Origin of the sequence: Ktedonospora formicarum, assembly GCF_016587355.1 — a bacterium.
Classification (GTDB): Bacteria; Chloroflexota; Ktedonobacteria; order Ktedonobacterales; family Ktedonobacteraceae; genus Ktedonobacter; species Ktedonobacter formicarum.
Genome location: NZ_BNJF01000013.1, coordinates 1 through 25,687, shown reverse-complemented (window position 1 = coordinate 25,687; position 25,687 = coordinate 1). Strand labels below are relative to the sequence as shown.

General features: G+C 53.2%; 31 protein-coding genes and 2 pseudogenes. 20 read left to right on the top strand and 13 right to left on the bottom strand.

What is annotated here, in order from left to right:
- A partial coding sequence (locus tag K3T82_RS47240) for a hypothetical protein (RefSeq protein ID WP_220200392.1) occupies positions 1–727 on the top strand: 727 nt, incomplete at its 5' end.
- A gap of 128 nt (positions 728–855) precedes the next feature.
- On the opposite strand, the gene K3T82_RS47235 is transcribed toward K3T82_RS47240, so the two are convergent.
- The 5 genes from K3T82_RS47235 to K3T82_RS48860 all read right to left on the bottom strand — a co-directional run bounded on the left by K3T82_RS47235 (position 856) and on the right by K3T82_RS48860 (position 3,240).
- A complete protein-coding gene (locus K3T82_RS47235; protein WP_220200391.1) occupies positions 856–1,788 on the bottom strand; it encodes a hypothetical protein in 933 nt (310 codons plus the stop codon).
- Between the two features lie 158 nt (positions 1,789–1,946).
- The gene (locus K3T82_RS47230) at positions 1,947–2,126 is read right to left on the bottom strand and encodes a hypothetical protein (protein ID WP_220200102.1); all 180 of its coding nucleotides are present in this window, start codon (positions 2,124–2,126) and stop codon (positions 1,947–1,949) included.
- Between the two features lie 217 nt (positions 2,127–2,343).
- Positions 2,344–2,523, bottom strand: a complete 180-nt coding sequence (locus K3T82_RS50840) for a hypothetical protein (RefSeq protein WP_220200390.1) — start codon at positions 2,521–2,523, stop codon at positions 2,344–2,346.
- 14 nt (positions 2,524–2,537) lie between these two features.
- Complete coding sequence (locus tag K3T82_RS50835; protein WP_420799435.1) at positions 2,538–2,966, bottom strand: pentapeptide repeat-containing protein; 429 nt, start codon at positions 2,964–2,966, stop codon at positions 2,538–2,540.
- Entirely contained in the window at positions 2,905–3,240 is a 336-nt protein-coding gene (locus K3T82_RS48860; protein WP_236031969.1) for a pentapeptide repeat-containing protein, read from the bottom strand. The genes K3T82_RS50835 and K3T82_RS48860 overlap by 62 nt, the downstream gene beginning before the upstream one ends.
- 775 nt (positions 3,241–4,015) lie before the next feature.
- On the opposite strand from K3T82_RS48860, the gene K3T82_RS47215 reads away from it, so the two are divergent.
- Positions 4,016–5,134: an integrase core domain-containing protein gene (locus K3T82_RS47215; RefSeq protein WP_220200104.1), complete on the top strand. Its 1,119-nt coding sequence runs from the start codon at positions 4,016–4,018 to the stop codon at positions 5,132–5,134.
- Positions 5,135–5,464: 330 nt separating this feature from the next.
- Here K3T82_RS47215 and K3T82_RS47210 read toward each other — a convergent pair whose 3' ends face one another.
- Complete coding sequence (locus tag K3T82_RS47210; RefSeq protein WP_220200105.1) at positions 5,465–5,713, bottom strand: hypothetical protein; 249 nt, start codon at positions 5,711–5,713, stop codon at positions 5,465–5,467.
- A gap of 3 nt (positions 5,714–5,716) precedes the next feature.
- Between K3T82_RS47210 and K3T82_RS47205 the strand changes: the two genes are divergently transcribed.
- From K3T82_RS47205 to K3T82_RS47190, 4 genes are all read left to right on the top strand, one after another.
- Complete coding sequence (locus K3T82_RS47205) at positions 5,717–5,935, top strand: hypothetical protein (RefSeq protein WP_220200106.1); 219 nt, start codon at positions 5,717–5,719, stop codon at positions 5,933–5,935.
- A 221-nt stretch (positions 5,936–6,156) separates the two neighbouring features.
- Entirely contained in the window at positions 6,157–6,531 is a 375-nt protein-coding gene (locus K3T82_RS47200) for a nuclear transport factor 2 family protein (protein WP_220200107.1), read from the top strand.
- Positions 6,532–7,691: 1,160 nt separating this feature from the next.
- Positions 7,692–8,498 (top strand): NAD-dependent epimerase/dehydratase family protein, encoded by an 807-nt coding sequence (locus K3T82_RS47195; RefSeq protein ID WP_220200388.1) that lies wholly within the window; start codon positions 7,692–7,694, stop codon positions 8,496–8,498.
- 38 nt (positions 8,499–8,536) lie between these two features.
- The gene (locus K3T82_RS47190) at positions 8,537–9,409 is read left to right on the top strand and encodes a MerR family transcriptional regulator (RefSeq protein ID WP_220200387.1); all 873 of its coding nucleotides are present in this window, start codon (positions 8,537–8,539) and stop codon (positions 9,407–9,409) included.
- Positions 9,410–9,601: 192 nt separating this feature from the next.
- Here K3T82_RS47190 and K3T82_RS47185 read toward each other — a convergent pair.
- Positions 9,602–9,949: pseudogene (locus K3T82_RS47185) on the bottom strand (DDE-type integrase/transposase/recombinase); the annotation flags it as partial.
- 24 nt (positions 9,950–9,973) lie between these two features.
- Complete coding sequence (locus tag K3T82_RS47180; RefSeq protein WP_220200386.1) at positions 9,974–10,318, bottom strand: transposase; 345 nt, start codon at positions 10,316–10,318, stop codon at positions 9,974–9,976.
- 51 nt (positions 10,319–10,369) lie between these two features.
- Between K3T82_RS47180 and K3T82_RS47175 the strand changes: the two genes are divergently transcribed.
- From K3T82_RS47175 to K3T82_RS47155, 5 genes are all read left to right on the top strand, one after another.
- On the top strand, positions 10,370–10,657 hold the full coding sequence (locus tag K3T82_RS47175; RefSeq protein ID WP_220200385.1) for a 3'-5' exonuclease: 288 nt from the start codon (positions 10,370–10,372) through the stop codon (positions 10,655–10,657).
- Between the two features lie 93 nt (positions 10,658–10,750).
- Positions 10,751–11,305 (top strand): hypothetical protein, encoded by a 555-nt coding sequence (locus K3T82_RS47170; RefSeq protein ID WP_220200384.1) that lies wholly within the window; start codon positions 10,751–10,753, stop codon positions 11,303–11,305.
- Positions 11,290–12,087: a transposase gene (locus tag K3T82_RS47165; RefSeq protein WP_220200383.1), complete on the top strand. Its 798-nt coding sequence runs from the start codon at positions 11,290–11,292 to the stop codon at positions 12,085–12,087. Before K3T82_RS47170 ends, K3T82_RS47165 begins: the two co-directional genes overlap by 16 nt.
- A gap of 13 nt (positions 12,088–12,100) precedes the next feature.
- Positions 12,101–12,673 (top strand): MDR family NADP-dependent oxidoreductase, encoded by a 573-nt coding sequence (locus K3T82_RS47160; protein ID WP_220200382.1) that lies wholly within the window; start codon positions 12,101–12,103, stop codon positions 12,671–12,673.
- Positions 12,674–12,946: 273 nt separating this feature from the next.
- Positions 12,947–13,693 (top strand): metallophosphoesterase family protein, encoded by a 747-nt coding sequence (locus K3T82_RS47155; protein ID WP_220200381.1) that lies wholly within the window; start codon positions 12,947–12,949, stop codon positions 13,691–13,693.
- Between the two features lie 15 nt (positions 13,694–13,708).
- Here the strand turns inward: K3T82_RS47155 and K3T82_RS47150 are convergent, their stop codons facing one another.
- A complete protein-coding gene (locus K3T82_RS47150; RefSeq protein ID WP_220200394.1) occupies positions 13,709–14,089 on the bottom strand; it encodes a hypothetical protein in 381 nt (126 codons plus the stop codon).
- Positions 14,086–14,798: pseudogene (locus tag K3T82_RS47145) on the bottom strand (IS6 family transposase). The gene K3T82_RS47150 and the pseudogene K3T82_RS47145 overlap by 4 nt, the downstream one beginning before the upstream one ends.
- 214 nt (positions 14,799–15,012) lie before the next feature.
- On the opposite strand from K3T82_RS47145, the gene K3T82_RS48855 reads away from it, so the two are divergent.
- The 5 genes from K3T82_RS48855 (at position 15,013) to K3T82_RS47125 (ending at position 20,661) form a co-directional block, all read left to right on the top strand.
- Positions 15,013–15,519, top strand: a complete 507-nt coding sequence (locus K3T82_RS48855; protein ID WP_236031968.1) for a hypothetical protein — start codon at positions 15,013–15,015, stop codon at positions 15,517–15,519.
- Complete coding sequence (locus tag K3T82_RS47140) at positions 15,483–18,182, top strand: winged helix-turn-helix domain-containing protein (protein ID WP_236031967.1); 2,700 nt, start codon at positions 15,483–15,485, stop codon at positions 18,180–18,182. Before K3T82_RS48855 ends, K3T82_RS47140 begins: the two co-directional genes overlap by 37 nt.
- 101 nt (positions 18,183–18,283) lie before the next feature.
- The gene (locus K3T82_RS47135) at positions 18,284–18,514 is read left to right on the top strand and encodes a hypothetical protein (RefSeq protein ID WP_307811447.1); all 231 of its coding nucleotides are present in this window, start codon (positions 18,284–18,286) and stop codon (positions 18,512–18,514) included.
- Between the two features lie 237 nt (positions 18,515–18,751).
- Positions 18,752–19,843 (top strand): FAD-dependent monooxygenase, encoded by a 1,092-nt coding sequence (locus tag K3T82_RS47130; RefSeq protein ID WP_220200380.1) that lies wholly within the window; start codon positions 18,752–18,754, stop codon positions 19,841–19,843.
- 272 nt (positions 19,844–20,115) lie between these two features.
- Positions 20,116–20,661 carry a Rossmann-fold NAD(P)-binding domain-containing protein gene (locus K3T82_RS47125; RefSeq protein WP_220200379.1) on the top strand — a complete coding sequence of 182 codons (546 nt, stop codon included), beginning with the start codon at positions 20,116–20,118 and terminating at the stop codon, positions 20,659–20,661.
- 43 nt (positions 20,662–20,704) lie between these two features.
- On the opposite strand, the gene K3T82_RS47120 is transcribed toward K3T82_RS47125, so the two are convergent.
- Positions 20,705–21,421 carry an IS6 family transposase gene (locus K3T82_RS47120; RefSeq protein WP_220200378.1) on the bottom strand — a complete coding sequence of 239 codons (717 nt, stop codon included), beginning with the start codon at positions 21,419–21,421 and terminating at the stop codon, positions 20,705–20,707.
- A gap of 158 nt (positions 21,422–21,579) precedes the next feature.
- Here K3T82_RS47120 and K3T82_RS47115 point away from each other — a divergent pair, with 158 nt between their 5' ends.
- Positions 21,580–21,957 (top strand): IS3 family transposase, encoded by a 378-nt coding sequence (locus K3T82_RS47115; RefSeq protein WP_220200377.1) that lies wholly within the window; start codon positions 21,580–21,582, stop codon positions 21,955–21,957.
- Between the two features lie 35 nt (positions 21,958–21,992).
- A complete protein-coding gene (locus K3T82_RS47110; RefSeq protein ID WP_236031966.1) occupies positions 21,993–22,499 on the top strand; it encodes an IS3 family transposase in 507 nt (168 codons plus the stop codon).
- A gap of 68 nt (positions 22,500–22,567) precedes the next feature.
- On the opposite strand, the gene K3T82_RS47105 is transcribed toward K3T82_RS47110, so the two are convergent.
- On the bottom strand, positions 22,568–23,071 hold the full coding sequence (locus K3T82_RS47105) for an Lrp/AsnC family transcriptional regulator (RefSeq protein ID WP_220200375.1): 504 nt from the start codon (positions 23,069–23,071) through the stop codon (positions 22,568–22,570).
- A 244-nt stretch (positions 23,072–23,315) separates the two neighbouring features.
- On the opposite strand from K3T82_RS47105, the gene K3T82_RS47100 reads away from it, so the two are divergent.
- Positions 23,316–23,759, top strand: coding sequence for a pyridoxamine 5'-phosphate oxidase family protein (locus tag K3T82_RS47100; protein WP_220200374.1), 444 nt, complete (start codon positions 23,316–23,318; stop codon positions 23,757–23,759).
- Positions 23,760–24,482: 723 nt separating this feature from the next.
- The gene (locus tag K3T82_RS47095) at positions 24,483–24,899 is read left to right on the top strand and encodes a VOC family protein (protein WP_220200373.1); all 417 of its coding nucleotides are present in this window, start codon (positions 24,483–24,485) and stop codon (positions 24,897–24,899) included.
- 440 nt (positions 24,900–25,339) lie between these two features.
- Here the strand turns inward: K3T82_RS47095 and K3T82_RS47090 are convergent.
- Positions 25,340–25,687 (bottom strand): transposase (locus tag K3T82_RS47090; RefSeq protein ID WP_220200372.1); only part of this gene is annotated, 348 nt, incomplete at its 5' end.

The following is a 25,687-nucleotide window of genomic DNA, read 5'->3' as shown; positions in this document are numbered from 1 at the left end:
TCGCCTCTACTGGCGACCAGGCGATCCCCACGTCCTTGATCAACTGCGCCAGGACGTTGACGCCATCGAGCAGCAGATTGAGGAACAGCGTCGCGGTCTCGTCGATCTGATCCAGCACGCCCAGGATCGCTTCCGCGCCTTCCTTCTCTCACCCCAACAGGACCGGTTTGAACACGCTGATGCACGTGCCTCCGAGATCCTGGAACAACGCTTCGGCAATCGGAAACACCTTCAGCATCTGCAGTGGCTCTTCGCCCTCTGGCGACGGCGGCGGCTTCGCGGCAAGATGCGCGCCCTCGAAGCGTCACTCTCGCTGACCATGCGCCTCCTCGACGATCTTGAACAGCAGCCTGACGAAGCGGCCTTTCTCGCCGCGCTCACAGACACGACAGACACGCGCCCTTCAGAGGAACGCCTCCAGGGCCTCGACGCACCGGTGACCGCGCTGCTGGGTTCAACAGACGCCTCACAACGTGCCCTGGCTTCCTTTGAAGCGCAGTTGCCTGAACTCCATACGCACCTGAGCAATGCCGCAGGCTGGTTTGAGGTCTTCTTTGTCCCAAACGGACTTTCACGCCCCCCATGCACGCTTCCTCAAGGCCCTGGCTCGCCAAGACGAGCAGCAGCAGCCCATTCCTGCGTCTGTGGCCCAGGCCCTCCCTGCCGAGGTCGTCTCCCTGCTCTTGCAAGGTGTCGCACCCACCAACCTCCCACGCCAGTATCATGACATGATCTTCCAGACCGTCAAGCTGGGCCCCTATGTGCGCTATCGCTGGCGCGAGGACGCCCACACCTGCACCATCAGCCTCGGCCTCCTCCACGACTATCCCCCTTTCCCTTCACCCCACAGGGCTTCTAACAGGTGCACGAGCATGAGAGAGAGGAAACGAGGAATGGGCAGTGACGCGCACCTTGAAACAGATCTTCTCTCGAGCACGCCAGCTCCAGCCGATGGCATCGACGCGCCAGACTGACCCTCTCACACTCACCTTCCTCCGCCTCTGCCCGCCATGTTTTCATCCGTTCTCTCACAGGCGACACCAGTTCTTGTCCCTGCCATGCACCCTGTGCTCTCCTGCGGCAGCTCTCTCGCCAGCGAGGCTTCACCCGCAAGAGACGCTTCACGCCTTCCCCAGCAGAGACGCTCACTCTCATCACGAACGCTCTCAGATCATCTCCACTTTCAGCCCGTTTGATATGCCACAATCGGTCCACTTCTTCCCGATCCAGCCACATCACATCATGTTCGGCCTCAGAGATCCACTTGGCTCGTCCACTCTCCATCCATTCATGCAGCGTCTGCCGGCGATCCCAATCTCCTTGGCGGCGTTCCCCACACTCACAAGCTGATCCGCTGGCAGGTATTCGTGGTAAAACTGCAACAGCGCCGCATGCAAAAGCTGCCCAGATCCGTGTGCTGACACTGCCTCGGGTAGGACCACGCGTTCCCTCCAGCAGCCGACCCATACACCACCGCGCACACGGCATACACCTCTCGGCGCATGCCTCCCGGACCACGACCTCCTCCGACCAGGTCCAACGCTGCTTGCGTTCCGGTTCCTTCGCCGCCGGATACCCTTCCACATACTCGGCAATCCAGCGCAACTGGCACCCAAGCGTGCTGGCACGCAGCGCCTCCATCTGCTCCTCTTGCGAGCGGTGCTTCGCTGCATCGCCTTGTGCAGGTTCTTCTTTCCCAGGAGGGTGAAGAGACTGCACCACCAGGTGAGCACGCTCATGCACCGCGTGCAGCGTACGATCAATCACGGCTTGATGCTTCGGAGTCATACCATCCTCTCCTTCACTCTTCAGCGATCCATCATAGAGGAACGCAAGCCTCCTGCCAGAGCGAGGCCACCCTCCTCACACCATCCCTCGTCCTCCTTCACAGGAGGCAGCACTGGTCCTCACGCTCACACCCCGCTTCCCAGGCCGTCTCTGACATGTCATTTCTCGTCTGAGACACACCTCAGACAGAACGAGCTTCCATCCTTCCAGCCACGACACGTGCCACGACCAAGGCTCGTAACGCCCGCTTCACGACATGCCTGCAGAGCTAGCATTACACCACCCGCGACGTTCCCTACAAGCACCTCCGCGCCAGGCGAAACAGCCGCAGCTCTCACGCTCTCCTCTTACGTACCAGGCCCACCACTTTTTCCTATTTTTTCGCACACGCAGGTGGCAACACGCCTTCTCACTGCCATACAGAACGTCCTATCACCTGGGCAGAACCGAACACGAGGCATTCCAGAATTCACACTCCAGCCACCAAACATAGCCACATGATGCTTTGCAAATACGTGCAGTATCCATTGCAAAAAACCTTGCTTCGGAGCGCCGTCACACCCGGACAAAAAAGTCAGGTGGAGAGGCAATGATGTGGTGGGCAATGCTTCTGGTGAGACGAGCAAGAAGTTTCTCGCCAGGAGCAAGGGATGGTGGAAAGCCTGTCGGTGGAAGGAAGCGCAGAGCAACGGTCGGCGGGCGTTGGCAGAAGGAGGGATGCCTCTCAAAGAACATCCCTCGGACCTCCCTTAGAGTCCTATGGCTCCTGTCGTGTCGGCACCTTCGAAGTTGACACCTTCGAGGTTGGCTCCGGTGAGATTGGCTCCGGTGAAGTTGGCACCTTCGAAGTTGGCTCTGGTGAGATCGGCATCTTTGAGGCTGGCTTTTTGGAGGTTGGCACCTTTGAGGCTGGCACCTTTGAGGTCGGCTCCTCCGAGGTTAGCTTGTGTGAGGTTGGCTTTTTGGAGGTTGGCTCCTTTGAGCTTGGCCCACCAGAGGTTGGCACCTTTGAAGTCAACTCCACTGAGGTCAAGTCCATGGAGGACGGCGAAACTGAGGTCGGCTCCTGTGAGATCGGCTAGTCCGAGGTCAACTTCTTCGCTGGCGAGGTCAACTTCACTGAGATTGACTCCTGTGAGGTTGGCTTTTTGGAGGTTGGCTTTTTTGGAGGGCGGTATTAGTGAGGTCGGTTTGTGTGAGGTCGGCTCCTGTGAGGTTGGCTCCGGAGAAGTTGGTGAGTTGATAGTCACTGGAGAGGTGGGCATCTGTGAGCTTGGCTCCTGTGAGGTCGGCTCCTGTGAGATCGGCTCCTGTGAGGTCGGCGAAACTGAGGTCGGCTTTTTGGAGGTTGGCTCCTGTGAGGTCAGGGTGAATCGATGGATTCTGCTTTCTCCAGGCATGCCATGCTTCCACTCCCTGTTTGAGAATATCAAGTTGTTCCTGATTCGCCATGCTGTGCACGCTCCTTTTTTCTTTGGTTCTTGCAAGATAAAAACGCGCCTCCATCCATAGAGGCGCTACCGTCTTTTCAGTATACCACAAGCAGGAAGGCGCAAAGCGACGTGTTGTCCATCCACGCTCACGGCGAGAGCTGTTCACAGAGGTTGGGGTATGTACCACCTAGCTTTTTATCCGGGTGTGACTGCGTTCCCGAAGCAAGGTTTTTTGCAATGGATACTGCACGTATTTGCAAAGCATCATGTGGCTATGTTTGCAGGGTACCATGTATATTTCATCAACCCGAAGACAGCATTCTCAAGAGCAGACAGATTCAACAGTTCACATATGATTTTTTCACTCTTCTTCCACTTCGTTTGACGCACTTCTTCGTTGAGGATCTCTTTCTCCAACGTGTTCTGATGCTTCCGAGCTGACCCTATCAGCCTAGTTCTCCTTTGGCTGCTTCAGACACACTCGCCGTGACTGTCGCGCTTTTGCCAATACACCACTATTCACTTCATAGGCTGCTGGGAGCTCCTTGATTAAGGGGCTTTCTTTTTTCCATATGCCACAAGCATGAGGCTGCAGCCGACATTGGTGACGATCAGCGTCAGTGGAAAACGTAGCTGTGCTGGCTACTTGGGACATCTGTTCGGGAAATCAGCCTGTTATGGACAATGAAATGAGCTTTCTTGCCAAGCACGTGAGATGCATGTACAATCAACACTGCTCATTCTGTGTATGAACTCCAACCATATGCCATTTTTACAAAGAAGAGGTTCTATTTGTGTGGTGGGTATTTTCCTCGGTCAAGCGATGCATGTCTTTCAACTTCCAAACATTTCTCGAACGCGTTCTCTGTTGGGTCAAACCATCGGCAACCTCCCTTGTGCCCGGTACGCTTGCCGATCTGACCAAAGGGAAATTGGAACTGCTGGCGGAAAATGCGCTCTTACGGCAGCAACTGATCATTCTCCGTCGACAAGTCAAGCGACCGACCTACCGCAAGATGGACCGGCTTCTCCTGGTGCTTCTTGCCAGGATGGCCCGAACCTGGAAACAGGCACTCTTCCTGGTCCAGCCAGAGACGCTCTTGCGCTGGCATCGTGAACTCTTCCGTCTGTTCTGGAAGCGCAAAACGAAGGCATGCGCGAGAAAGTCAAAGCTCTCACCTGAGACGATCTGCTTGATCAAGGAAATGGCAGTGAAGAATCGACTTTGGGGAGCGGAGCGTATTCGGGGAGAACTGCTCAAGTTGGATATTCGCGTGAGCAAACGAACCATCCAGAAATATATGAGGCCCATTCGCCGGAGACGACCGAATGGGCAGAGTTGGAAAACGTTCTTGCGCAATCACGCGGCAGGCGTGTGGGCCTGTGATTTCTTACAGGTGACTGATCTCTTCTTCCGCCCACTTTTTGCTTTTTTCATCATCGAACTCCAGTCGCGCCAGGTGATCCATGTGAACGTGACGCGATCGCCGACCGATCTCTGGGTCGCGCAACAACTGCGCGAAGCGACTCCGTATGGGCAAACACCCAAGTATCTGATCAGGGATAATGATCGTAAATTCGGGCCGAATTTTGCTCGCGTGACCGCAACGAGTGGGATCAAGGTGCTTCGCACACCATACCGAACGCCGCGTGCCAATGCTGTGTGTGAACGCTTTCTGGGAAGTGTGAGGCGAGAATGCTTGGATCATTCCCTGATCTTCCATGAGAAGCAACTCCATCAGCTCCTCAATGCCTATACGGTCTACTTCAACCAGGCTCGACCCCATCAAGGACTGGGGCAACGCATTCCGGTGCCATCGGTTCCGTCTGCTTCTCTTCTGAAGCCTCCAAACCGGGTGATCGCCATTCCCATGTTGGGTGGGTTACACCATGACTACCGGAGGGCCGCCTAAATAGCCAAAAGCCAGAGAAAAGAGAAGATGTACGAATGTGTTTCTGTGCAGTCTGACCCTTTGCCTCATTGAGCAAAGAGAACAAGTCCTCTTGCCTCATTGCAGAGGTCTGGCGTGCTAACGATGGAGTGTATCCACTTGAGATAAACCCTTTCCGTGCTTTTTCTGCCTCTCGTTTCTTGGCATGGGTCAGAGATTTTGGAACGGATATGCTAAATAGCCAGCACAGGTAAGGCTTCGTTCTGCATGTCTATCCCTCCAAAATCTCAATTGTTATTTTAACACAACCATTGGAGAAGGAGATGACGCGCTTCCCTGATACACAAAATCTCATCGAACTTCCGCTCTCGCCAACCGATTATCGATGCCGCGGGCTGGTGTGAGGTCTTCTTTGTCCCCACACGACGCGTCACGCCCGAACTCCATGCCTTTCTCACAGCCCTCGCTCGCCTGCGTGAGCGAGGGCTGCCCATCCCTGATTCCCTGGCCCTGGCTCTTCCTGCCGAGGTCGTCTCCCTGCTCCTGCAGGGCGTCTCTCCTACCAAACTCCCGCGCCAGTATCACAAGATCATCTTCCATATTGTGCAGCTAGACCCTTACGTCCGCTATCGCTGGCGTGAAGACACGCACACGTATACTATCAGCCTCGGCTTCCTCAACGACTCTTCACCCTTCCCCTTTACCCCTCAGGGCTTCTCACGCATGCCTGAGCATGCGAGAACTGGCGCGCTAGAGACGAGCAGTGGCACGCTTGTCTTCAAGGTGCGTGCTACTGTTGATACCACAGGAGCATTAGGCTGACCAATCGCAGCTCACGAGTGAACAATCACTCCTGATAACGATGCCCCACGCTCGCACCCAGACGATCCTCTACTCCGATATGCGTCAAACGGGACATCTTATGGAAAAAGTATGCTATGAGCATAGATTTCCTCTTTACTTCTTTGCTTTGAGTATCTACCCTTGAGGGAGGGGGCAGGCAGACAGACAAATGTTGTTAGCCCGAATGAAAGGAGAGAGAAGTGAACCACTCCCTTGAAGAAATTGTGCATGCTGAGAAGCAGCTTCAACAGGCAATGGTGAACAATGATGTGCAAGCCCTTGAACAATTACTGCATGATGATCTGGTGTTTATTGATGCCGAGGGAAATGTACAGGGAAAACGCGATGATCTCGAAAGTCATGCATCTGGTGCTGTTGTTCAGACCGCAGTAGAGTTTGTCGAAGAACCAGTTATGCAATTTTATGGAGAAAGCGCAATTGTTGCAGTAAAAGCTCATGTAAAGGTGCGAGTACAGGGAAAACCTCTTGAGGCTTTCTGCCGCTACCTGCGTGTCTGGCTGTTTCAGGATGAGCGCTGGCAAATTATCTCAGGAGCTGTACATATCATCGCTTGATGACGACTCATATCATCTGCTTTCCTCATAACGACGTGCTTCTGCTGGAAAAGTCCCTCTTTGCTCAGCCGCATACACAGGCTTTTCTGGCAGATGAACGACAACACGGTTTTGACCGATAAACCGTCTGACTCGTCATTGACCCATATCCTGCCCTGTGGGGACAAACTGGCTAGCAAACCACAGCTTAGCAGCTCAGACTACCCTCAGATACGAGAAAAGCGGCCTGCACTCAGGCCGCTTTTCCTTGCCTCTCTTCCATCTCTTTGGCACGCTTTTCTTTCGCATTCTCTCTCGATACCTCTCCAGCCACCTTAGCAACAACAGGATCACCGCTTGCCTCCCACCACACTCCCGCCCGACGCCTTCCTTCCCTCTCATGGTCTGCAGTTCTGGCCACCTGCCCACACCACACAAAAAACAGAGCATGCGCTCTGCCATGCTCTGTTCCTGATGGACTTCTTCTTCTCTCGCCCCCTTGGGCAATCTCGTCGATGGTTGCCGACGCAACTGCCCTGCTCTCTCCCCTCTTGGCTCTCACTCAGGCCTTTTCCTACACCACCGCAGGGAAAACCACGTTCTCTGGGATCGCCGCTTGCTTCACGCCACTTTCTCTGAGAGTGCGTGTCTTCTTCTTCTTTGGGATTTCTCCCTTCTTCCCAGCTCACTGCTTGTCATGTTCTTTGGGATCGGACATCTGGGGACCGGAGGTGATCAAACACGCAATGTTCCTCTATGATGTGATTAAACGTGAACATGACCGCCACCGACGCTCGCGTGCGGGAACGATGGTCGGCAGGAGATAGAGCAGGCTTTTTTCAGGGGTAAGGGAGGTGCCATCTCTGTGCGAATGGGGTATCTGCTCGACTATCGACCTGCCCATTCGCTGGATTTCCTCAACAGTGCGCGCACGTAACGTCAGAGTCACTGCTTGACTCTGACGTTACGTCAGACAGTATGCTTCCTCTGTCAGAGCGTTCTGACACACATCACTTTGTAAAAAGAGGAAATGATCTCATGACAAATACACAGGAATTGCACGTCGTCTTCGGCCAAGGGGCATTAGGTGTGGCAATTGCGCACCAACTGCTGGCGAAAGGCAAGCGGGTACGCATCGTGAACCGGCAAGGGAAAACCCAGATTCAGGGGGAGTCGAAATCATGGCGGCTGATGCCACTGACGCTGCGCAAACCCGCAAAGCCTGTCAGGGGGCGGATGTCGTATACCAGTGCGCGACCCCTCCCTATAGCGACTGGCCAGAGCTCTTCCCGCCCATCCAGAAAGGAGTCATTGCTGGGGCAGCGGCTGCCCAGGCCAAACTCGTCGTACCAGAGAACCTGTACATGTATGGCCCAGTGACAGGCCCTATGACCGAAGATTTGCCGTACCGGCCAACAACACGCAAAGGGCGTGTGCGAGCAGCAATGACAGAGGAATTAATGCGAGCACATCAGAAAGGCATCGTCAGGGCAACATCGGGACGTGCCTCTGATTTTTATGGTCCTTACGCTGGCAGCCAGGGCATTTTTGGAGATCGCGTTTTGCGTCCCTTGCTGGCAGGCAAGAAAGTGTCTCTGGTGGGCAGTCTTGATATGCCCCACACCTACACCTATATTGAAGACTTTGCCCGTGGGCTCATTGCGCTTGGTGAGCATGAAGAAGCGCTCGGACAGTCCTGGCACATTCCCAATGCTCCAACCCTGACCGGACGCGAGATGCTGACCATGTTCTTTGAAGAGGCTGGATTACCACCGAAGATGGGGGTGCTTTCCGGTGGTATGATAAAAGTACTTGGTCATATCAATCGGCTCATCCACGAAGTCGATGAGATGTTATATGAATTTCAGCAACCGTTCATTGTCGATACTAGCAAGTTTGTTCATGCCTTTGGGAATCTCTCGACGCCCCATCGAGAGGCTGTGCGTCAGACGCTCACTTGGTTCAAAGCGCACTATGCAGAGCAATGAGCGATAGAGCAAATCAAATAGAGGGAAAAAGCAAAAAGATGTTGCGTATCGGTGACTTTTCACACCTGGGTCAGGTCTCAGTCCGTACGTTACGGCACTATGACGACCTGAATTTACTGAAACCGGCCTGGATCGATCGTTTTACAGATTATCGCTACTATACCCTAGAACAGCTCCCGCGTCTCAACCGTATTCTGGCCTTCAAAGATCTAGGGTTTTCTCTAGACCAGATCAAAGGACTCCTAGACGAGGATGTATCAATAGAGCAAATGCGTGGCATGCTCCTCTTGAAACAGGCTGATTTGGAACAACGCATGCAAGAAGAGCGGGAGCGGCTCCGTCGTGTAGAAGCCCGTCTCAAACAGATCGACATCGAAGGGACTATTTCTCCGTACGAAGTCGTTCGCAAAGCAGCAGAGGCGCAACTCATTCTTTCGGCTTGTACGCTTGTCCCCACCATAGCAGACATGAAAGATTACCGTTGCGCACTCTCACACGACATTTATACTTGGTTGGAGCAGACACAGATCATCCCAGTCGCGCATGAAATGGTCCTGTATAACATGGGAGAATATCGTGAAGACAACATCGGGTTGGAAATGGCCGTCAGCATAGACAAAGGCCCCCAGCGCACTCATTCATTGCCACGGGGCTCTCGGCTCCAGATTAGAGAACTGCCAGCGATCGAAGAAATGGCCTGCATCGTTCACCGAGGGAGTATCTACGATGTTCCCCAGGGGATGGTCGCCCTGTATAGCTGGGTCATCGCCAACGGGTATCAGCCAGCCGGCACCTACCGCGAAATCCATCTCTTTGGTCGTGAAGACGACCCACATACAGATTACCAGCACCTGACGCTTGAAATCCAACTTCCGATTGCGAAGGTCAATAAAAGCAATGAACATATCTAAATCAAAAAACATGATTAGGAGGAAAAGAGCTCCATGAGCGGCATTGTCCAGGTGATACAACCACACGACAGAAAACGGAACTGCATATACAATGATCTCATGAAAATGCATATCGCGTCCTCTCCCTACAAAAGATATGGTAGTGTCAGAACTGAGAATACAGAAAGCTTACCAGGGTCCAGAGAATGCTTCTTACTGCTCGTCTCTCGCTATGGGGCTGCTTGTATCAATGACCTTCAAGGCGACAAATTTCTGGAGAAAAACACGTCGTTGTTCTGGGAGTGAGATCGGTTCTCCCATGGCGCGACGCGAACGGAGGTAGTTGCGTAGTTCGTCAAAAGCACAACAGAAACGTGCTGCCGCTTCAAATGTTCCCAAGCCACGCATGGGATAGGAGCGCTGTTTGATCCCTCGATGGTCTTGTTCCAGGCGATTATTGAGGTATTTGTTGCTCCGATGCTCAACAGGGATGCCCATGGTCTCGCTTATCGCCCTGGGATAGGAACGATGCCCATCTGTCGTCACCGATTCTGGGGTATGGTACCCTTGGTGAGGTTTAGTTGTCTATGGCGAGCTCTGTAAACCCGCACAGGCGACTGCCTTCGAGGCATCGGCACAGAGCGTAAAATTCATGGTCGTGTCCACGATCCATGTCGCCGTGATGAGCCCAATACCTGGAACCGTTTGCAGTCTGGCAAGAGCCTTTGCCCACTCCCAGGTATGCGCATCCTCGTCTTCAGGAAGAGGTTTTTCTCCTATATTGATGACAACACGATGGCCAATTTTGCTTCGATGTGGGCAATCTGAGCGGTGGGGTTTGATCCAGGGCCTCCATTCGTTGGCAGACGTGGGGAACACGACTGGATGGTGTTGGAGAGCATGACGTTGATGCACCTGACCACGCGTCACGAGGAGGCTCTCCCTCTGGGTTAGCCGCTGCTCCAGGCACGCATCACGTCGATGCGAACGATCTCCATCACCAGAGGCACCTTCCACCGCTCCAAAGGCCTGGGAGCTGATCTCATCCTGCTTTTGGACGATGCGCTGCCTCCTGAGCCACATCCCTTGCGTACACACATGTTTGCCTCCATCCCTCTGCTCCAGGAGGCCAACCACACCTATACCCAGACCATGACCGATGAAGCGCGACGCCTGGCCTACGTCGCCCTCACACGTGCCCGCCTGGGAGCCATGTGGGCCCCACTCCTCTCAGCTGCCAAGATTTGGCCCAAAAAGGCCAAGGTGTGACTGTTCTGTATGAGCTTGAAGGAGAAAAAGGGAGAGGACCTCAGGCAAACTGAGTGACTTTCACTTCTCAGTTTGTTTAAAGGAGGTCTCCTCATGTCTCAGCATAGCACGTCGGTTTCGCCTCAGAAATGGCATGATAGTGGACATGCGAGTCTGTGTCTCTTAGGAAACTATCTGCGCCAGATCGGCTTCTTTGAGCCATTGGAAAAGCGCGTCCACATCCAGCAGAAAGTGCTGAAATATTCGTCGATCCAGAAGCTGGAGATGCTCTTCGTAGGGTTGTTGGCTGGCATCAAAGCCGTGTCGCATACGGGCATGACGGTCCGTGTGGATAGGGCACTCACGGCGACATTTGGGCTGCCAGGTTGTGCCGATCAATCGGTGCTAGCCGATACTCTTGATGCCGCTCAAGACACGGATGTGGCGGATCTGCAAGCAGCGATTGCCGACCTCTTTGCCCAGTACAATCGGGCCTGCAAGCATTCAATCGATCAGGAACTGCTGGTACTCGATGTGGACTTGTCGCCTTTACCAGCAAGTACGCATGCAGAAGGGTCAGAACGAGGATATCTGGGCCGCTCTCGTTCGCGCACAGGACGCAAGTTGGTACGTGTGCGGGCCGCGGGGAAATTGTGTGGGAGACGGTGATCTCTGCGCGCACTGTTGAGAGCTTGCCAGTGCTGCAAGACGCCATCCAGGCAGCAGAGGCTCTGCTGGGTCTGGCGGGCGACGGTGAAGAGGCGCAGCGCAAGCGAACACGCACCGAGATCCGCCTGGATAGCAGTTGGGGGAGCGAGGCGATGATCACCTGGCTGCTTGAGCGAGGCTATCAGGTGACCGGTAAGTTCAAATCCAACGGGCGCGTACGCAAGCTGGTCAGCGAGATTCCCACCTGGTCGAGCACCTCGAGCCCAGGCCGTGAAGTGGCAGGAGTCCCTGAACCAGTAGCGTTTGTACGGCCACTTGCCCAATATGCAGTCCGCACGCCGTCTAAAAAGCAGAAGAATGGCTACTATCATGCAGTCCTCTTTACCAGTCGCATGGAGTTGTCCATGCAAGCGGTCGTGGATCACTACGATGGCAGAGCTGGCATGGAAGCTGATTTGAAGGGGGATAAGTACGGATTAGGGTTAGCTACCATCCGTAAGCACCGGCTGCCTGCCCAAAAGATCGTCATTCTCTTGATGCAATTGGCTCACAACGTCCTGCTGTGGGCACGGCAGTGGTTGAGCAAGGAGGTTTCCCATCTAGATGATTATGGCATCGTGCGGCTTATCCAGCAGGTATGGACCGGGGCGGGTCAAACTGACGGAGGAGGGCTTGCAGCGGGTACGCCTGCGACGGGAACACCCCAGGGCGCGGGATGTGTGCAGGGGCTTTCGTCCTTTGCTTCTTACTCAACATATGGAAGAGCTTTTGCGTTAGAGTAACGATGGCAGGTTTTTGGGCCAAAACTTGGCAGCTGCCGCTGGTGGCGTGGGCAGTGCGGCAGGACAGATTGCCCGCCTGTTAGGGGCCAGGAGCATCGTTGATAGCACAGGGTCCGCGGCCAAGGTCAAGCATCTGATCGAAGACCTTGGCTTTGATGCCGCCTTTGACTACCACAAGGGGCCAATCCGTGAACTCCTAGCCCAGGTCGCTCCAGATGGCATCGAAGTGTATTTCGACAACGTTGGCGGAGAGCATCTGGAGGCGGCAATCAGCGTCTTGCGAGAGCATGGTCGCATTGCCTGGTGTGGCTCGATAGCCGAGTATAATGGCACTGAGCCTCTCGCCGCCCCTCGCAATCTCTCCGATGTGGTAGAAAAGAGCCTCCGCCTGGAAGGCTTCCTTGTTCGCAACTATCGTCACTTGCAAAGTGAACTGGAAGAATTGCTTGTGCCTCACCTCCAATCAAGACGCATTGTGATTGATCAAACCATAGTGAAGGGGTTCGACCATATCGTTGAGGCTTTTCTCGCTATGCTTCGTGGGGAGAATGTAGGCAAGATGATTATCCAGGTTTCCGAATTGTAAGCCTTTCTCCTGCCTCTAAATACTAAGAACGCTTCCGCCTCTCAAAGCCTGAAGCACCTTTCTGGGGAGGCGGACCATCTCTGGCTGCACCATCTGATCAATGTGGGAGCGCAGCAGGTCGTATTGGAACTGCCCACGGATTGCGCAACGAGGCAGTAGCAAGAGAGTGGCAGCTTGCTGACCAACCGTTCCTCAATGTTGAGCATATTTGCAGAGAAGCGACGATGTGGTAGACTTTTCTGAAAACCCCTTGCTTTGAGAAAAGAGAAAACCATGAGCGAAACGAAGACCTTTCACACTTCTCTGGCGGTCATTGCCGATATCCATGGGAATCGTTGGGCCCTGGAAGCGGTCCTGCAGGATATCGACCGCCGAGGCATCCAACAGATTGTGAATCTGGGAGATCACCTGGCAGGCCCGCTCGATCCCGCGGGCACCGCCGACCTGCTCATAGCCCGCACGATGGTGAACGTTTGCGGCAACGACGATCGCGAGCTGTTTCTACCGCAGGAAAAACGCTCGCTCTCCCAAAACTACACCTGCACTCAACTCACCCCGGCTCATTTTGCCTGGCTGCACTCCTTGCCGGACACAACCATTGTCGCCAATGAGCTCTTTGTCTGCCACGGCGACCTCTTCGATGCGCCGTATCTCCTTGAAGAGGTCACTCCTTCTGGTGTCTTCTTGAGAAGCACTTCAGCCATCGCGACCAGCGTCGCTGAGATTGCCCAACCCGTTATCCTCAGTGGACATAGCCACATCCCGCGCACGGTTTCCCTCCCGCAAGGAAAGCTCCTCATTAACCCTGGGAGCGTTGGAATGCCGGCCTACTTGATGGAGACATATGGTATGGAATCCGGCAGCCCTCACGCTCGTTATGCGCTTTTGTATCAGAACCAGTATGGGTGGCAGGTGGAGCATATCCAGGTGCCGTACGCATGGGAGCAGGCAGCGCAGGTCGCATGTGGCAATCAGCGCGCCGATTGGGTACAGTGGCTGACCACAGGCCGAGCGCGGTAATCCGCAACGACCCTCCTACGCTCGCTTCACACGCCCATTCCTTCCAGTTCGAGGAAAGCGGCGAAAGCGTTTGGCATGCAAAGAGGTGGAGCTTGATTGATGGCGAGAGCGGCCTGCGGGCATTCCGTGCCTGGCGGCTCTGCCAGGAGAGCCGGGAGTGATGTCTGGTTCCCTTTGGACCTCTACCCGTTGGTGACGCAGGAGTTGCATGCAGGCCCGTCGATGAATCCTCCAACTCCAGTCTCGCCAGAGCAGCGGCTCTCCTCCGATGCTGAGGGGATGCAGCAGCACACTCACCTGGCGCGGCTTCGCGGTCTCGCTGCCATTCCATGGTTGTGTTGCAAGAAAGTTGAGAAGGAAACACACGCAAAGCGGCGCCCTTCCTGCTGAGTTCATATCACCACCTCGAATAGCCTTGCGATGAATGCTGCTTGGCTGAGACTATCTCCTTTCCTCACTTCTTGCACTTGTCCTTTTCTGATCCTATGTATCACCTCGTATCCTTGGGGGTTCGCCATGCGGTCTCAAAGGACCAGAAACCCATCCCTGGCTTGACGAGGCGTTTGATAAAGCGATGATCTTGTTCGACCAAATTGTTGAAGTATTTGCTCTGTCGTAATTCACAAGAAGCGGGAACAGCGCCTGTTGCTTGCATCTCGTCGAACGTTTTGGGATAGGCTGAGTTTTTATCGGTGGTGATGATGCGGGGGATCACGCTATAGGAAGCATTCAAGGCCTTCCCAAAAAGTGTTTAGCAGCTTGAGCGTCACGTGAGGCACTCAGGTGGAACTCCAGAATATTTCCGCGAGAGTCTACTGCCCGACACATGTACATCCAGACGCCTTTGACTTTCACGTAGGTCTCGTCAACACACCAGGAATCGCTGGTGGTTTTCAGATGAGGACGACAGCGTTTCTCCCTCTCGGGTGGTAGCGCTGGACCCAATGGGAAATGGTCGTGTGATCCACGTGCAATCCTCGTTCCATCATCAGTTCTTCAAGGTCTCGATAGCTGAGTGCGTATCGCAGCTACCACCGGACGGACGCACAAGAGAATGATCTCGGCCTCGCGCATGATGCCATTGAAACGGGTGCTGTTCTGTCATACGTGGTCCTCTTCTGTTCTTTTCCGCCAACTCTCGCAGATCAGATTTATTCTTGCAACACAACCTCGCCCAGCACCTGGGATGCAACCCTCACGCTCTTCGACTGGATGGCGCTGGTGAAGAACTTGCTTGCACATCTCATTTCTGCTATACTCATCCGTGTTGGGGACTTGGGGAGAAAGCCAGTTGGGGACCTGTTGTGTACAAGGAGTCTATGCCAAAACCACCTGCTCATGCGCTGATCTGGTCTGCCGAGAACCTCTTCTATGTGCTCCATACCCCCGGTCATCCACCACAGGAGATCACGTCAGGAAACGAGGGCGTATGGCGTGCCTGGCTGACCACGCATTCCTCCTTTTCCTTCCAGGGACAACATGGTCATCTCAACGTGCTTAAAGAGGCTCGTTCTCGTGGGACCGGCTACTGGTATGCCTACCACAAGAGTGCTGGCCAGACCCAGAAGCGCTACCTCGGACGCAGCGCAACGGTTACCCTCGCGCGTTTAGAAGAGGTAGCCCAGGTCCTGGAGGACCTCACATCCGAACACCCGCAGGCGTCTCCCTCCCTTGCCTCCTTGCAGACTGGACACGCTCGCGAAGAAACCGCTTCTAGCACGCACCAGCAGGAGAACGAACTCGGGGGTACGATGGTCGTGACCAGGTTCTCCCCCCACATCTGCCCGCCATGCTCGTGGTCCGGGAACGGTTGCTCTCTCTGTTAGATGCTGCCTTCTCTCGCCCACTCACCTTGCTCTCTGCCTCTGCGGGTTGGGGGAAGACCACTCTCCTCTCCACATGGGCGCGCAGGCATCCTCAAGCCGTTGCCTGGCTCTCGTTGGAGACGCTGGACAATGACCCGAGGCGCTTCTGGCTTTCACTCATCGCTGCCCTGCGCCGATGTCGACCAGCGATTGGTGGGCGTGCGCTCACTTTGCTACAAGCGCCGACCCCTGAACCGCTTTCTCTGAGCCTGACGGCCCTGCTCAACGAGTTGGCAGACAGAAATGAAGCGACTTCGCCCATTCTACTGATCCTGGACGACTATCATGTGATCAAGGAGCCAACCATTCACGCCTCCCTGACCTTCTGGCTGGAGCATCTGCCATCCCACGTCCATCTGGTGCTCACGAGCCGTGTTGATCCCGACCTTCCCCTCTCTCGCTTCCGGGTGCGCGGGTCTCTGGGAGAGGTTCGCACCACCGATCTGCGCTTTACGCCGGAAGAAACGCAACGCTTTCTCACGCAGAGCATGGGGATCTCCCTCTCGGAGGGCGATGTCGAGTTGTTGCAAGCGCGCACCGAGGGGTGGATTGCCAGCCTGCAACTGGCCGCCCTCGTGCTCCAGAACCACGTTGATCCTTCCGCCTATGTGCAAACACTGAGCGGTAGCCAGCGCTTCTTGCTCGATTACCTGCGTGAAGAGATTCTCACCAGCTTGTCAGCAGATTTACAAGACTTCTTGTTGCTGACGAGCTGGCTTCATCCGCTGAGTGCTTCGCTCTGTGATGCCGTCAGGGGAAAAAATGATAGTGCTCTCCTGCTTGAACAGGTGGAACGTGCCAACCTCTTTCTCCAATCCCTCGATGAGCGTCGGCAGTGGTATCGTTATCATGGCCTGTGGGCACAGGCCATGCAGCATGAAGCACGGCTTCGCCTGGGAGCAGCCACACTCCGTTCACTGAGTAGCAAAGCGAGTCTGTGGTATGAGCAACAGCGGATGCTCCCAGAAGCGATTGAAGCAGCGCTGGCTGGAGAAGACTTTGCTCGCGCCGCATCGCTGATCAAGCGTTTTTTCATCCCGCAGAGCTTTCGCAATGCGTATCATCTCCTGTCTCGTTGGCTAAGACAACTGCCTGAGGAGATCGTGCGAGCCCAACCAGACCTGTGTTTCCTGTCTGTTCTCGCGTTGACGTTTACGACCGATCGGCGTTCGCCTGCTACCTGGGCAGAGGTCGAGCGGCTTCTTCAGTGGGCGAAGCAGGGCTTTGAGGCCACGCACCAGTGGGAGCAACTGGGGGAAGTACTACAACTGCACGCCGAGCTAGCCTTTTTTCAGGATGATCTCGTCAGCTCGTTGGCGTTGGCTCGTCAGGCCCGACCACTGCTTTCTGAACAGAGCCTGATGTATCCGGACAACATTGGGTGGAGCGGATTAGAAGCCTTTCTGGCAGGTGAGATGCATGTAGCCTACCAGCGCCTTCTTGAGGGGTACAGGAGAGCGAAAAGCCTCGGTTTGTTCTCTTCGGAGTTCGCCTTTGCCCTTCTGTTGGGTGCAGTATGCCTGGAACAGGGCGAGTTGGGTAGGGCCTCACACTACTACCGTCAGGCACTCGCTCATGTTGACGAAGATCAGGAGATGTCCCGCCAGCAATTGCTCCTGGAAACAGGGGAGACAGAGCCTTTCTTCGTCTCATGGGCCTATCATTGTCTTGCTCAACTTTCCTATGAGCGAAATGAAATCGTCAAAGCGCAGCACTATCTCTCGCAGGCACTCGCCTTAAGAGAACAGCCGGAGGAAGGTGTCCACGTTTTTACCTCGGGCTCACTCATCCAGGCTCGCCTTTTGCAAGCGTGTAGAGAGACCACCCAGGCTCAGGAGCTGCTCTTGAGATGGGAAAGGAACGCTCGCTTTTCCTGGCCTTTGAGTACAATACATATCTTCCTGGCACGGGTACAACTGGCACAGGGAAATCTGCCTGCAGTAGAACAATGGGCTCAGGAAAAGGAACATGCTTTCAGTTTCCGCGTTTCCCAACAGGGACAAGACCTGCCGCTTTTGCACCAGCAGGAGGAAGCCCTGCCCCTCGCACGTTTGTATATCGCACAACAGAGAGGGGAAACCGCATTGAAAGCGTTAGCCCCCTGGAAAGAGAAGGCCCAGGCTCAGGGACGCAGGCGCAGCGTTCTGGAAATCCAGATTCTGGAGGCCCTGGCCCACGTTGCCCGCCAGGAGCACCGCCAGGCCAAAGGCTCTCTTACAGAGGCGTTGAGGCTGGCGCAACCTGAAAATTTTCAGCGTGTCTTTCTCGATGAAGGCCCAGCGATGCACTCCCTGCTCAAAACACTCCTGCCAGAGCTCCGCGAGGCATCCCTGGCCTCCTTTGTGCGCACCCTCCTGCGCGCATTTGCCGAGGGGTCAGGTGCCCGATTTATAGAAGTGGTAGCCCCTACCAGGGAGGCTTCGCTGCCCTTGGAGCCACTGAGCGATCAGGAGCAGCGGGTCTTGCGTTTGCTGGTTGCGGGGCGCTCCAACCCAGAGATTGCCCGCGAATTGATCATTTCAGTCAACACTGTGAGAACCCACGTTCAAAGCCTCTATCGCAAACTCAACGTTCACCGTCGCGTCGAAGCCAGCGAAATGGCACGACGCTTGTCTTTGCTCTAACCACCACGCTTGTTCCTCATCCACTCACAACCATCCACCTGGATGATGTCAACTCATCCACTGACACGCTATACTCCCAACAACCTCAATGAAAGGAGAAAGTGCTCACCATACACTATCGCATCTGGACCAAAGGACACCTGGACCCATCCTGGCAGGAATGGTTTGAGACACTCGACATTCTTCCCGAGGCATCTGGGAGAACCATGCTGTGTGGATCACTGGCTGATCAAGCAGCGCTCTATCGCGTTCTTCTCAAAATTCACAGCCTTGGACTCGTTCTGCTTTCCCTTGAGACAGACGAGTTCCCATCGGTCCAGGAAAAGCAATGATGCTGTCGCTCATGTTTCTGAACAAAATAGAGTGGGAACCAGACAGGGTGTTACAAGACGGGGAGTTATCAATAACTCTCTCATGGAACGAAACGACATCTGTATCAACGAGTGCTCACTCACTCGTGGCGATGGGGACACAAACCACAAGGATTCCATCCCGCCCTGTGCTCTCATCGAAAACGAAACAGAAGTACCCACTGTCTTCTCCCCAGAAGAGTAAAAAAGGAGTATTATATGACACAGAGCTATTCCTCACCCCTTCGTGTACTTATTAGCGGCGCGAGTATTGCCGGGCTAACGCTTGCTTATTGGCTGAAACGGCACAGGTTCAATGTCACCGTGGTTGAGCTGGCACAGGGGCCTCGCATGGGTGGATCTCCGATTGATGTCCGGGGGCAAGCGCTTGATGTCGCTGAATGGATGGGGATTTTGCCACAGATTCAGGCGGCACAAATCGGCACCGATGGGATGACCTTCGTAAATGCCTCAGGAGAGCCTGTTGCCCAGATGGACCCAAACCAGTTTGATGAGAAAGTCGGTGAGGACGTCGAACTCCGACGCGATGTTCTTGTCAATCTCCTCTACGATGTGACCAAAGAGAACGTCGAGTTCCTCTTTCAAAATACGATCCAGACCTTGACGCAGGATGCTCAAGGCGTTGATGTCACCTTCGCGGACGGGCAGGCCCGTCGATTTGATCTTATTATCGGAGCCGATGGCCTCCACTCGGCGGTACGGCGTCTCACCTTTGGCGAAGAGGCCCGCTTTGTGCATCATCTTGGCCTCTATGTTGCTCTTCTTGAGGTTGACGGTGAGGTTTCTGGACAGAAGAACCGGGTGACCTTTTATCGCTCACCAGCGGGCAGAACCGCAGGTCTCTCCCGTTACCCAGATCAGGATTACGCGATGTTTATCTTCCGCGCGCCCCGACTTTCCTATGATTATCACAGTGTGGAAGAGAAAAAGCAGCTACTCATCGATGCTTTTGCCGATGAGGCGGGCTGGGAAGTTCCTAACCTGTTGAGTGCTGTGAAAGCCGCACATGATTTGTACTTTGATGAAGTGAGCCAGGTGCGTATGCCCACCTGGTCACAAGGTCGGGTTGCTCTGCTTGGTGACGCGGCCCACTGCGCGGCCTTCTTATCGGGCATGGGAAGCACACTAGCGATGGTGGGAGCCTCTGTGTTAGCGGATGAACTGGCCTCATCTAGGGGTGACTATCAACACGCCTTTGCCCAATACGAAAAGATTCTTCGACCTATCGTAGAGCCAACCCAGGCGCGCGTTCCTGAAGCTGCCACCATGTTTGTCTTCTCAGAAGAATAGGTCTTCACCTCTCGTAGAGAAAAGAACAAGGTGAAAGCACATGCGAGCCACTTCTCTAGTCGAAAATCCACAAGGAGCGAACGTCACAACTTCGAAGAATGCATCCCGATTACGCTGGGTGATTGGTTCACCTGTCTGGCGTATATAGGGCTTATTGTCAGTATTGTGACACTGGTACAACCAGCAAGCGAGCCTAATGTTCTTGGAAAGGAACGCCTCTTTCCTCCCCATGCGCTTCACGCATGGGGAGGAAAGAGGCGAGGGCTGATAATTTGACTAAAAAGACCGTGGAAAATCTCTTCCAAGACACTATTACCACACTGACACAGGATGAGAGCAGCGTCGAAGTAACCTCAGCTCATCATGAGGTCCGTAGGTTCGATCTTATTATCGAGGCTGATGGCCTGCATTCAGCAGTGCGACGGCTTGTCTTTGGCGAGGAGGCGCGATTTGTCCACCATCTTGGCTTGTATGTCTCCCTCATTGAGGTCAGTCTCGAGATCAACGGGCAAGAAAACCGGGTGATGTTTTACAACACTCCCGGAAGAATGGCTGGCCTTTCTCGCTATCTAGATCAGGACTACGCCATGTTTGTCTTTCACTCACCGAAGTCGCAGTATGACTACCACAACGTTGAGGGGAAGAAACAGCTGCTGATCAACGCCTTCGCCAATGAATCAGCATGGGAAGTTCCCAAACTGTTGGATGCTGTCAAGGCCGCGCCTGATCTGTACTTTGATGAAGTCAGTCAGATTCGTATGCCACACTGGTCACAGGGGAGAGTCGCGCTCATCGGTGAGGTTGTGTTGCAAGAATGATGAAGAAACCAAAATGAGTGAGGACGTTTCCTTATAGCTCAGTTTAGACTGCCACCCCAAACAATGTGGTGACCAGGGCGACCTGCCCTCTCACATCTCCTTTGTCCACCCCTTGTACTTGTCCTTTCCGTATGCTGTTCATCACCTCAAAACCTTGTAAAGTTCGCCATGCTGCCTCCAAGGTGACAAAGCCCATTCCAGGTTTCGTCAGTCGTTTGATGAACCGGTGATCCTGTTCAATGAGATTGTTGAGGTATTTTACTTGCCGTAATCTACAGTTTTCAGGAATGTATCCCTCGGCTTTGAGTTCGTTGAAGCCTTTAGGATAGGCGGCGTTTTTGTCCACATTGATCACCCGTGGCTCGCTGGTATGAGAAGCAGTAAGGGCTTTGAGAAAGAAACGCTTGGCCGCCTCTCCATCTCTCCTCGAACTCAGCCAAAAGTCGAGCGTGTTTCCCGCTGAATCCACAGCCCGATACAGGTACATCCACACTTTTTTGACCTTGATGTAGGTCTCGTCAACCCGCCAGGAATCTGTTGTGGATAGCAAATGGGGGCGGCAACGTCGTTCTAGTTCAGGAGCGTACTGCTGCACCCAGCGATAAATGGTGGTATAGTCCACATGCACCCCTCGTTCCAGCATGATCTCTTCGAGATCTCGGTAGCTCAAAGCATACCGCAGATACCAGCGCACGCACAGCAGAATGATGTCGGCTTGGAAATGACGCCACTTGAAGGGATGCTGGCTCTGGTTGCTCATGGAGGAAACCTCTTTTTCTTTCACTGTACCAGATCAGCTTTTTCTTTGCAACACTACCGCGCGCATTGCCGAATTGGAGCAATTCTGTGGGCAGTTGGCTCTGGAGAACGCTGTGTTAAAAAAACATTGCAGGCTTTGAAATCCAGGAGCGATATGCGATGATTGTCCAGGCTCATCGACTGTATCCCCAGCTTTCGGTCCAGCGGTTGTGCGATCTCTTTGGAGTCAGTCGGAGCTGGTACTACAAGCGACTGAACCAATTGCCCGATGAAGAGGAGATTGCGCTTCGAGACGAGATTGAGCGCCTCATCCTGGAGTTCCCCGGGTATGGCTATCGGCGAGTGACGCGGGCCTTGCACCGAAAGGGGCAGTTCGTCAATCACAAACGGGTGCTGCGGATCATGCGCGAAGAATCACTCTTGTGTCATCTGAAGAAACGCTTCGCAGTGAAAACGACGGATTCACGTCATCGCCTACCAGTGTACCCAAACGTCCTGGCTGGAACGCGGCTTGAGAGGCTTGACCAAGCCTGGTAGCTGATATCACCTACATTCGCTTGAGCAATGCGTTTGTGTACCTGGCTTGCATTCTGGATGCCTTCTCGCGGCGCTGTGTCGGCTGGCATCTCTCGTGTGAGATGACCACCTCGCTCACCCTGGCCGCTTTAAAACAGGCGATCCTTTACCGCCACCCTAGCCCTGGATTGATTCACCACAGCGATCGAGGGGTTCAATATGCCAGTCAGGCGTATGTGGAACAACTCAAGCAGATTGGTGCCGTGATCAGTATGTCGGATGTAGAGAATCCTTATGATAATGCCAAAGCGGAGTCGTTCTTTAAGACCCTGAAGCAGGAAGAGGTGTATCTGAAAGAGTATCAGAGTTTTGCAGATGTTCACGTGAATGTGATGGTTTTTATCGAGAAGGTGTATAACGTCAAACGACTCCATTCCAGTCTGGGATACCTTCCTCCTGCTGAGTTTGAGGCGCAGTATGCCTCACTCCCACGAAGTTGGCTTGCCTGCCGTCCGGCAAAATGGGTTCACTCCAGAGACCCAGCATCCCTTGCGTCAGTCTGACTAGTGGAGGGCAATTTTTATTGCGCGGGATCAAGACGCAGAGGAAAAGGTTCGCTTTTTCTCCTGCATTATGCTTTCCATCGTGGATTCATGGGCGGGTTTTCGTCCACCTCCAACTGCTCCCAGTCAATGCTCCGATGCGTTAGTACACTGGACGTCACAATGTTTGTGACTTGCTCTCCATATTTTCCCAATCGCTCATTGAGCGCTTCAAGGTGAGAGAGTGACGCAACTGCCACTTTCAGCAAGGCACAGTATGCGCCGTTAATTTTGTACATTTCTAACACTTCTGGAAACTGCTCAGCGCTTGCTGTTTTAAAGAGGCAAGAACCTGCAGCACAATGCATCTGAATGAAGGCTTGTAATGGTAAGCCTACTTTTGTTGGCTCCACCTGTGCTCCATAACTGACCAAAATACCAGCGTCCTCTAACTTACGCACACGTTCTGCTGTACTTGGGCTTGATAAACCGATACGCCGTCCTAATTCATTAAATGAAATGCGGGCATCACGCTGAAGTTCACGTAAAATCTTCCAATCGGTACTATCCAGGAAACGTTCTGATTGTAACATATAAGTCCCTAATTTCCTTCCACTTTTTAGAAAGTATAGCATATTTCCTTTCACATCCTATTTACGTTCTACCTCTCTTCTTGATATTCTTTCTCTTAAGAGAAATGAGGATGAGTGGAAAAACCTCCCTGATTGCGCTGGCAAGACCCCATTTTGGCCAGAGGTCCCGCTGGCTGTCGCCGAAGGCTCATCCACATCCATTGTGTTTTCGTGCCTTACCAACCAAGAGGAGAAAGAAAAATCTATGATCCCTCAAGATATGGCTGATCTTATGGAAGGTCGTTACAACGCCATAGTTGCTATTAATAGACCATCTAACAGCCCACAACTGACGCCCATCTGGTTCTACTGGGATGGTGAAGCTTTGTATTTTCGTATTGCAAAAAGCACGGCAAAATATCGCAATCTCAGGCGGAACTCCTCAGTTTCCTTGATGGTGACGAATACTACAGGTTTTCGTTACCTTACTGTGTATGGACAAGCACATCTATGGGATACCGATTCAGGCGAGATTTCACAACATATTGCACTGAAGTATTTCTCTCCAACGTGGATTGAGCAAAACCAACCGCACATTCCAGAGCCAGACCCGAATGTGGTCGTTGTAAAAGTGATTCCAGAGAAAGTGGTTTCTACCACTGAAAGTATTGCAAAGGGAGCTGTGGAATCCTGGTTATCAAACTTGTAGTACGTATTCCAGAATCAGTATTGAATACACAGCCTACACTTACAATTGGAGTTAGCCGGTAGTAGAAAAAGAGAAAAATCTCTCACACTGAGAAAGAAGCAAAACATGGGCAAGCAAGCAACCTAGCAAAGGAACATTTCGTAGCGGATGGACAAAATACCTGGCTGAGGTGTATGCGCACAGTGATGAGTGCCTTGCTCCACCATGCAGTACAAGAGCAGCTAGCAACAGCTCCATTATCGCGTCTGTATCCCAAAACTGGCAACCACGAGGTGCGTTCTTGGGCGCGATGGTATCGATACGTCACGCTCTTATTCGCATCCCACTTCTGCGCAACACTGACAATGAGAGCAGACCAATGCTGAGCAGGAAAAAAGCTGGGAACCCAAGCATAAGTTGTTTGTAGCGCTTCAAGTCCCAGAGAGAATGGAGAGTTTTCTGATTGCTTGAGCACTTCGGGAAGTGCTCCACCTAATCTGATCAGTAGTGCGAGCAGTAAACGGAAAGACTCGCCCATGTCGTGGTCTGGATCCTTTTTCTCCGTTGTCCTCAGATCGCTGCTTAACTAATCATTATAAGCTACACTGCGCTCTGGAAACTTCGTAATTCTAACTGTAGAATTAGAGCAATCGTGGGAGAACAGAAGAAAAAGCACTTTTTGATGTTAAAATTAGTTTCAACACTTTCCGTACAAAATGATTTGTGCATGCAAGGGAGATACTCATGTCTTTCCACAATTCAATCAAAGAAGTTCGTATTGCCATTACTGTTGAACGATTTGATGAAGCAGTTCAATTCTACCGGGATCGTCTAGGGCTTGCTGTTGTCAAACAGTGGCAAGACACAGATGGCAGTGGTATCATTCTGGCCTTAGGTTCTCACACCACCCTTGAGCTTTTTAATTCCTCTCAAGCAGCCTTTGTTGATCAAATGGAAGTTGGTAAGCGTATCAGCGGCCCAGTTCGTTTAGCGCTTTCGGTTCGGGATATAGAGGCAGAAGTCGAAATGTTCCAACAGGCTGGTGCTCAAATCCTTTCTCAACCGAAGACGATGCCCTGGGGTGATTACAATGCTCGGGTAGAATCTATAGATGGGATGCAAATCACACTTTACCAGACTAATTCCACAGAGGCAATTTGAAACTACAAATAAGCGATAAAGAGATTTGAGCATTTCATTCTCTCATTAGTTGTTTGACACTCCCCACGCATTTCTGACTCTCTTGGGAATTTTTGTTCAGACACCTAAACGTTCCTGTCGAGCCACCGCCTTGAGACGAGCTAAGGGGGGTGGCTTGGCGCTCAGAACGAGAATATCTACCTTGAGCTTACTCCTAAAGATGCGCAATAATGCGCACCACATTGATTCCAGTCACCATCTGCACATGGTGCAGATGCATCTTTCGTTTCCTACGATAGTTTTTGCGCACGGCGAAAATCTAGGAAACACATGCAATATTTGAGGGAGGAGTCTTCCAATTGATATAAGCTAGCTGAGAAAATGACGAAGTATGAAATTTTCTAATATGTCCCGTACCTGGTAAAATACCGGTTCTCCCGCAGAAATGGTGCTCAGCCATATTAAGAGACAGCACTGAGCACCCGTCGGCGTAAGAGCTCGAAACTGCCACGACCGTACATCATGCGTTTGACCAACTTGAGGCGATTGACGAAGCCTTCCGTCGGACCATTACTGTAGGGAAACTCAAAGGCTGCTTTCACCGCTGAAAAATCACGCTGAAGCCCTTGCGCGAATGACTCGATTTCTGCAATGCCGCAACCAGCACAGACCCCTACCCAGGCTTCCAACTGATCGGCTTGGCGTTCCCTGAGCAAGGTACGCAATTGCTGAGTGAGCAGATACATCGTTTCCACCATGGCTTCCTGACGAAGAAAGGCAAGCACGTGCTGATCTTTGGCTTCCATCTC

Bases quoted from the DNA above. Each gene is read 5' to 3' on its own strand.
- K3T82_RS47195 (WP_220200388.1), top strand. From the start codon at position 7,692: ATGGCGGCTGATGCCACTGACGCTGCGCAAACCCGCAAAGCCTGTCAG.
- K3T82_RS47100 (WP_220200374.1), top strand. From the start codon at position 23,316: ATGATCCCTCAAGATATGGCTGATCTTATGGAAGGTCGTTACAACGCC.
- K3T82_RS47175 (WP_220200385.1), top strand. From the start codon at position 10,370: ATGCGAACGATCTCCATCACCAGAGGCACCTTCCACCGCTCCAAAGGC.
- K3T82_RS47235 (WP_220200391.1), bottom strand. From the start codon at position 1,788: ATGACTCCGAAGCATCAAGCCGTGATTGATCGTACGCTGCACGCGGTG.
- K3T82_RS47120 (WP_220200378.1), bottom strand. From the start codon at position 21,421: ATGAGCAACCAGAGCCAGCATCCCTTCAAGTGGCGTCATTTCCAAGCC.
- K3T82_RS48860 (WP_236031969.1), bottom strand. From the start codon at position 3,240: ATGGCGAATCAGGAACAACTTGATATTCTCAAACAGGGAGTGGAAGCA.
- K3T82_RS50840 (WP_220200390.1), bottom strand. From the start codon at position 2,523: ATGTTCTTTGAGAGGCATCCCTCCTTCTGCCAACGCCCGCCGACCGTT.
- K3T82_RS47170 (WP_220200384.1), top strand. From the start codon at position 10,751: ATGTCTCAGCATAGCACGTCGGTTTCGCCTCAGAAATGGCATGATAGT.
- K3T82_RS47190 (WP_220200387.1), top strand. From the start codon at position 8,537: ATGTTGCGTATCGGTGACTTTTCACACCTGGGTCAGGTCTCAGTCCGT.
- K3T82_RS47155 (WP_220200381.1), top strand. From the start codon at position 12,947: ATGAGCGAAACGAAGACCTTTCACACTTCTCTGGCGGTCATTGCCGAT.
- K3T82_RS47105 (WP_220200375.1), bottom strand. From the start codon at position 23,071: ATGTTACAATCAGAACGTTTCCTGGATAGTACCGATTGGAAGATTTTA.
- K3T82_RS47130 (WP_220200380.1), top strand. From the start codon at position 18,752: ATGACACAGAGCTATTCCTCACCCCTTCGTGTACTTATTAGCGGCGCG.
- K3T82_RS47140 (WP_236031967.1), top strand. From the start codon at position 15,483: ATGCTCGTGGTCCGGGAACGGTTGCTCTCTCTGTTAGATGCTGCCTTC.
- K3T82_RS48855 (WP_236031968.1), top strand. From the start codon at position 15,013: ATGCCAAAACCACCTGCTCATGCGCTGATCTGGTCTGCCGAGAACCTC.
- K3T82_RS47095 (WP_220200373.1), top strand. From the start codon at position 24,483: ATGTCTTTCCACAATTCAATCAAAGAAGTTCGTATTGCCATTACTGTT.
- K3T82_RS47115 (WP_220200377.1), top strand. From the start codon at position 21,580: ATGATTGTCCAGGCTCATCGACTGTATCCCCAGCTTTCGGTCCAGCGG.
- K3T82_RS47150 (WP_220200394.1), bottom strand. From the start codon at position 14,089: ATGAACTCAGCAGGAAGGGCGCCGCTTTGCGTGTGTTTCCTTCTCAAC.
- K3T82_RS47210 (WP_220200105.1), bottom strand. From the start codon at position 5,713: ATGGAAGATGATCTTGTGATACTGGCGCGGGAGTTTGGTAGGAGAGAC.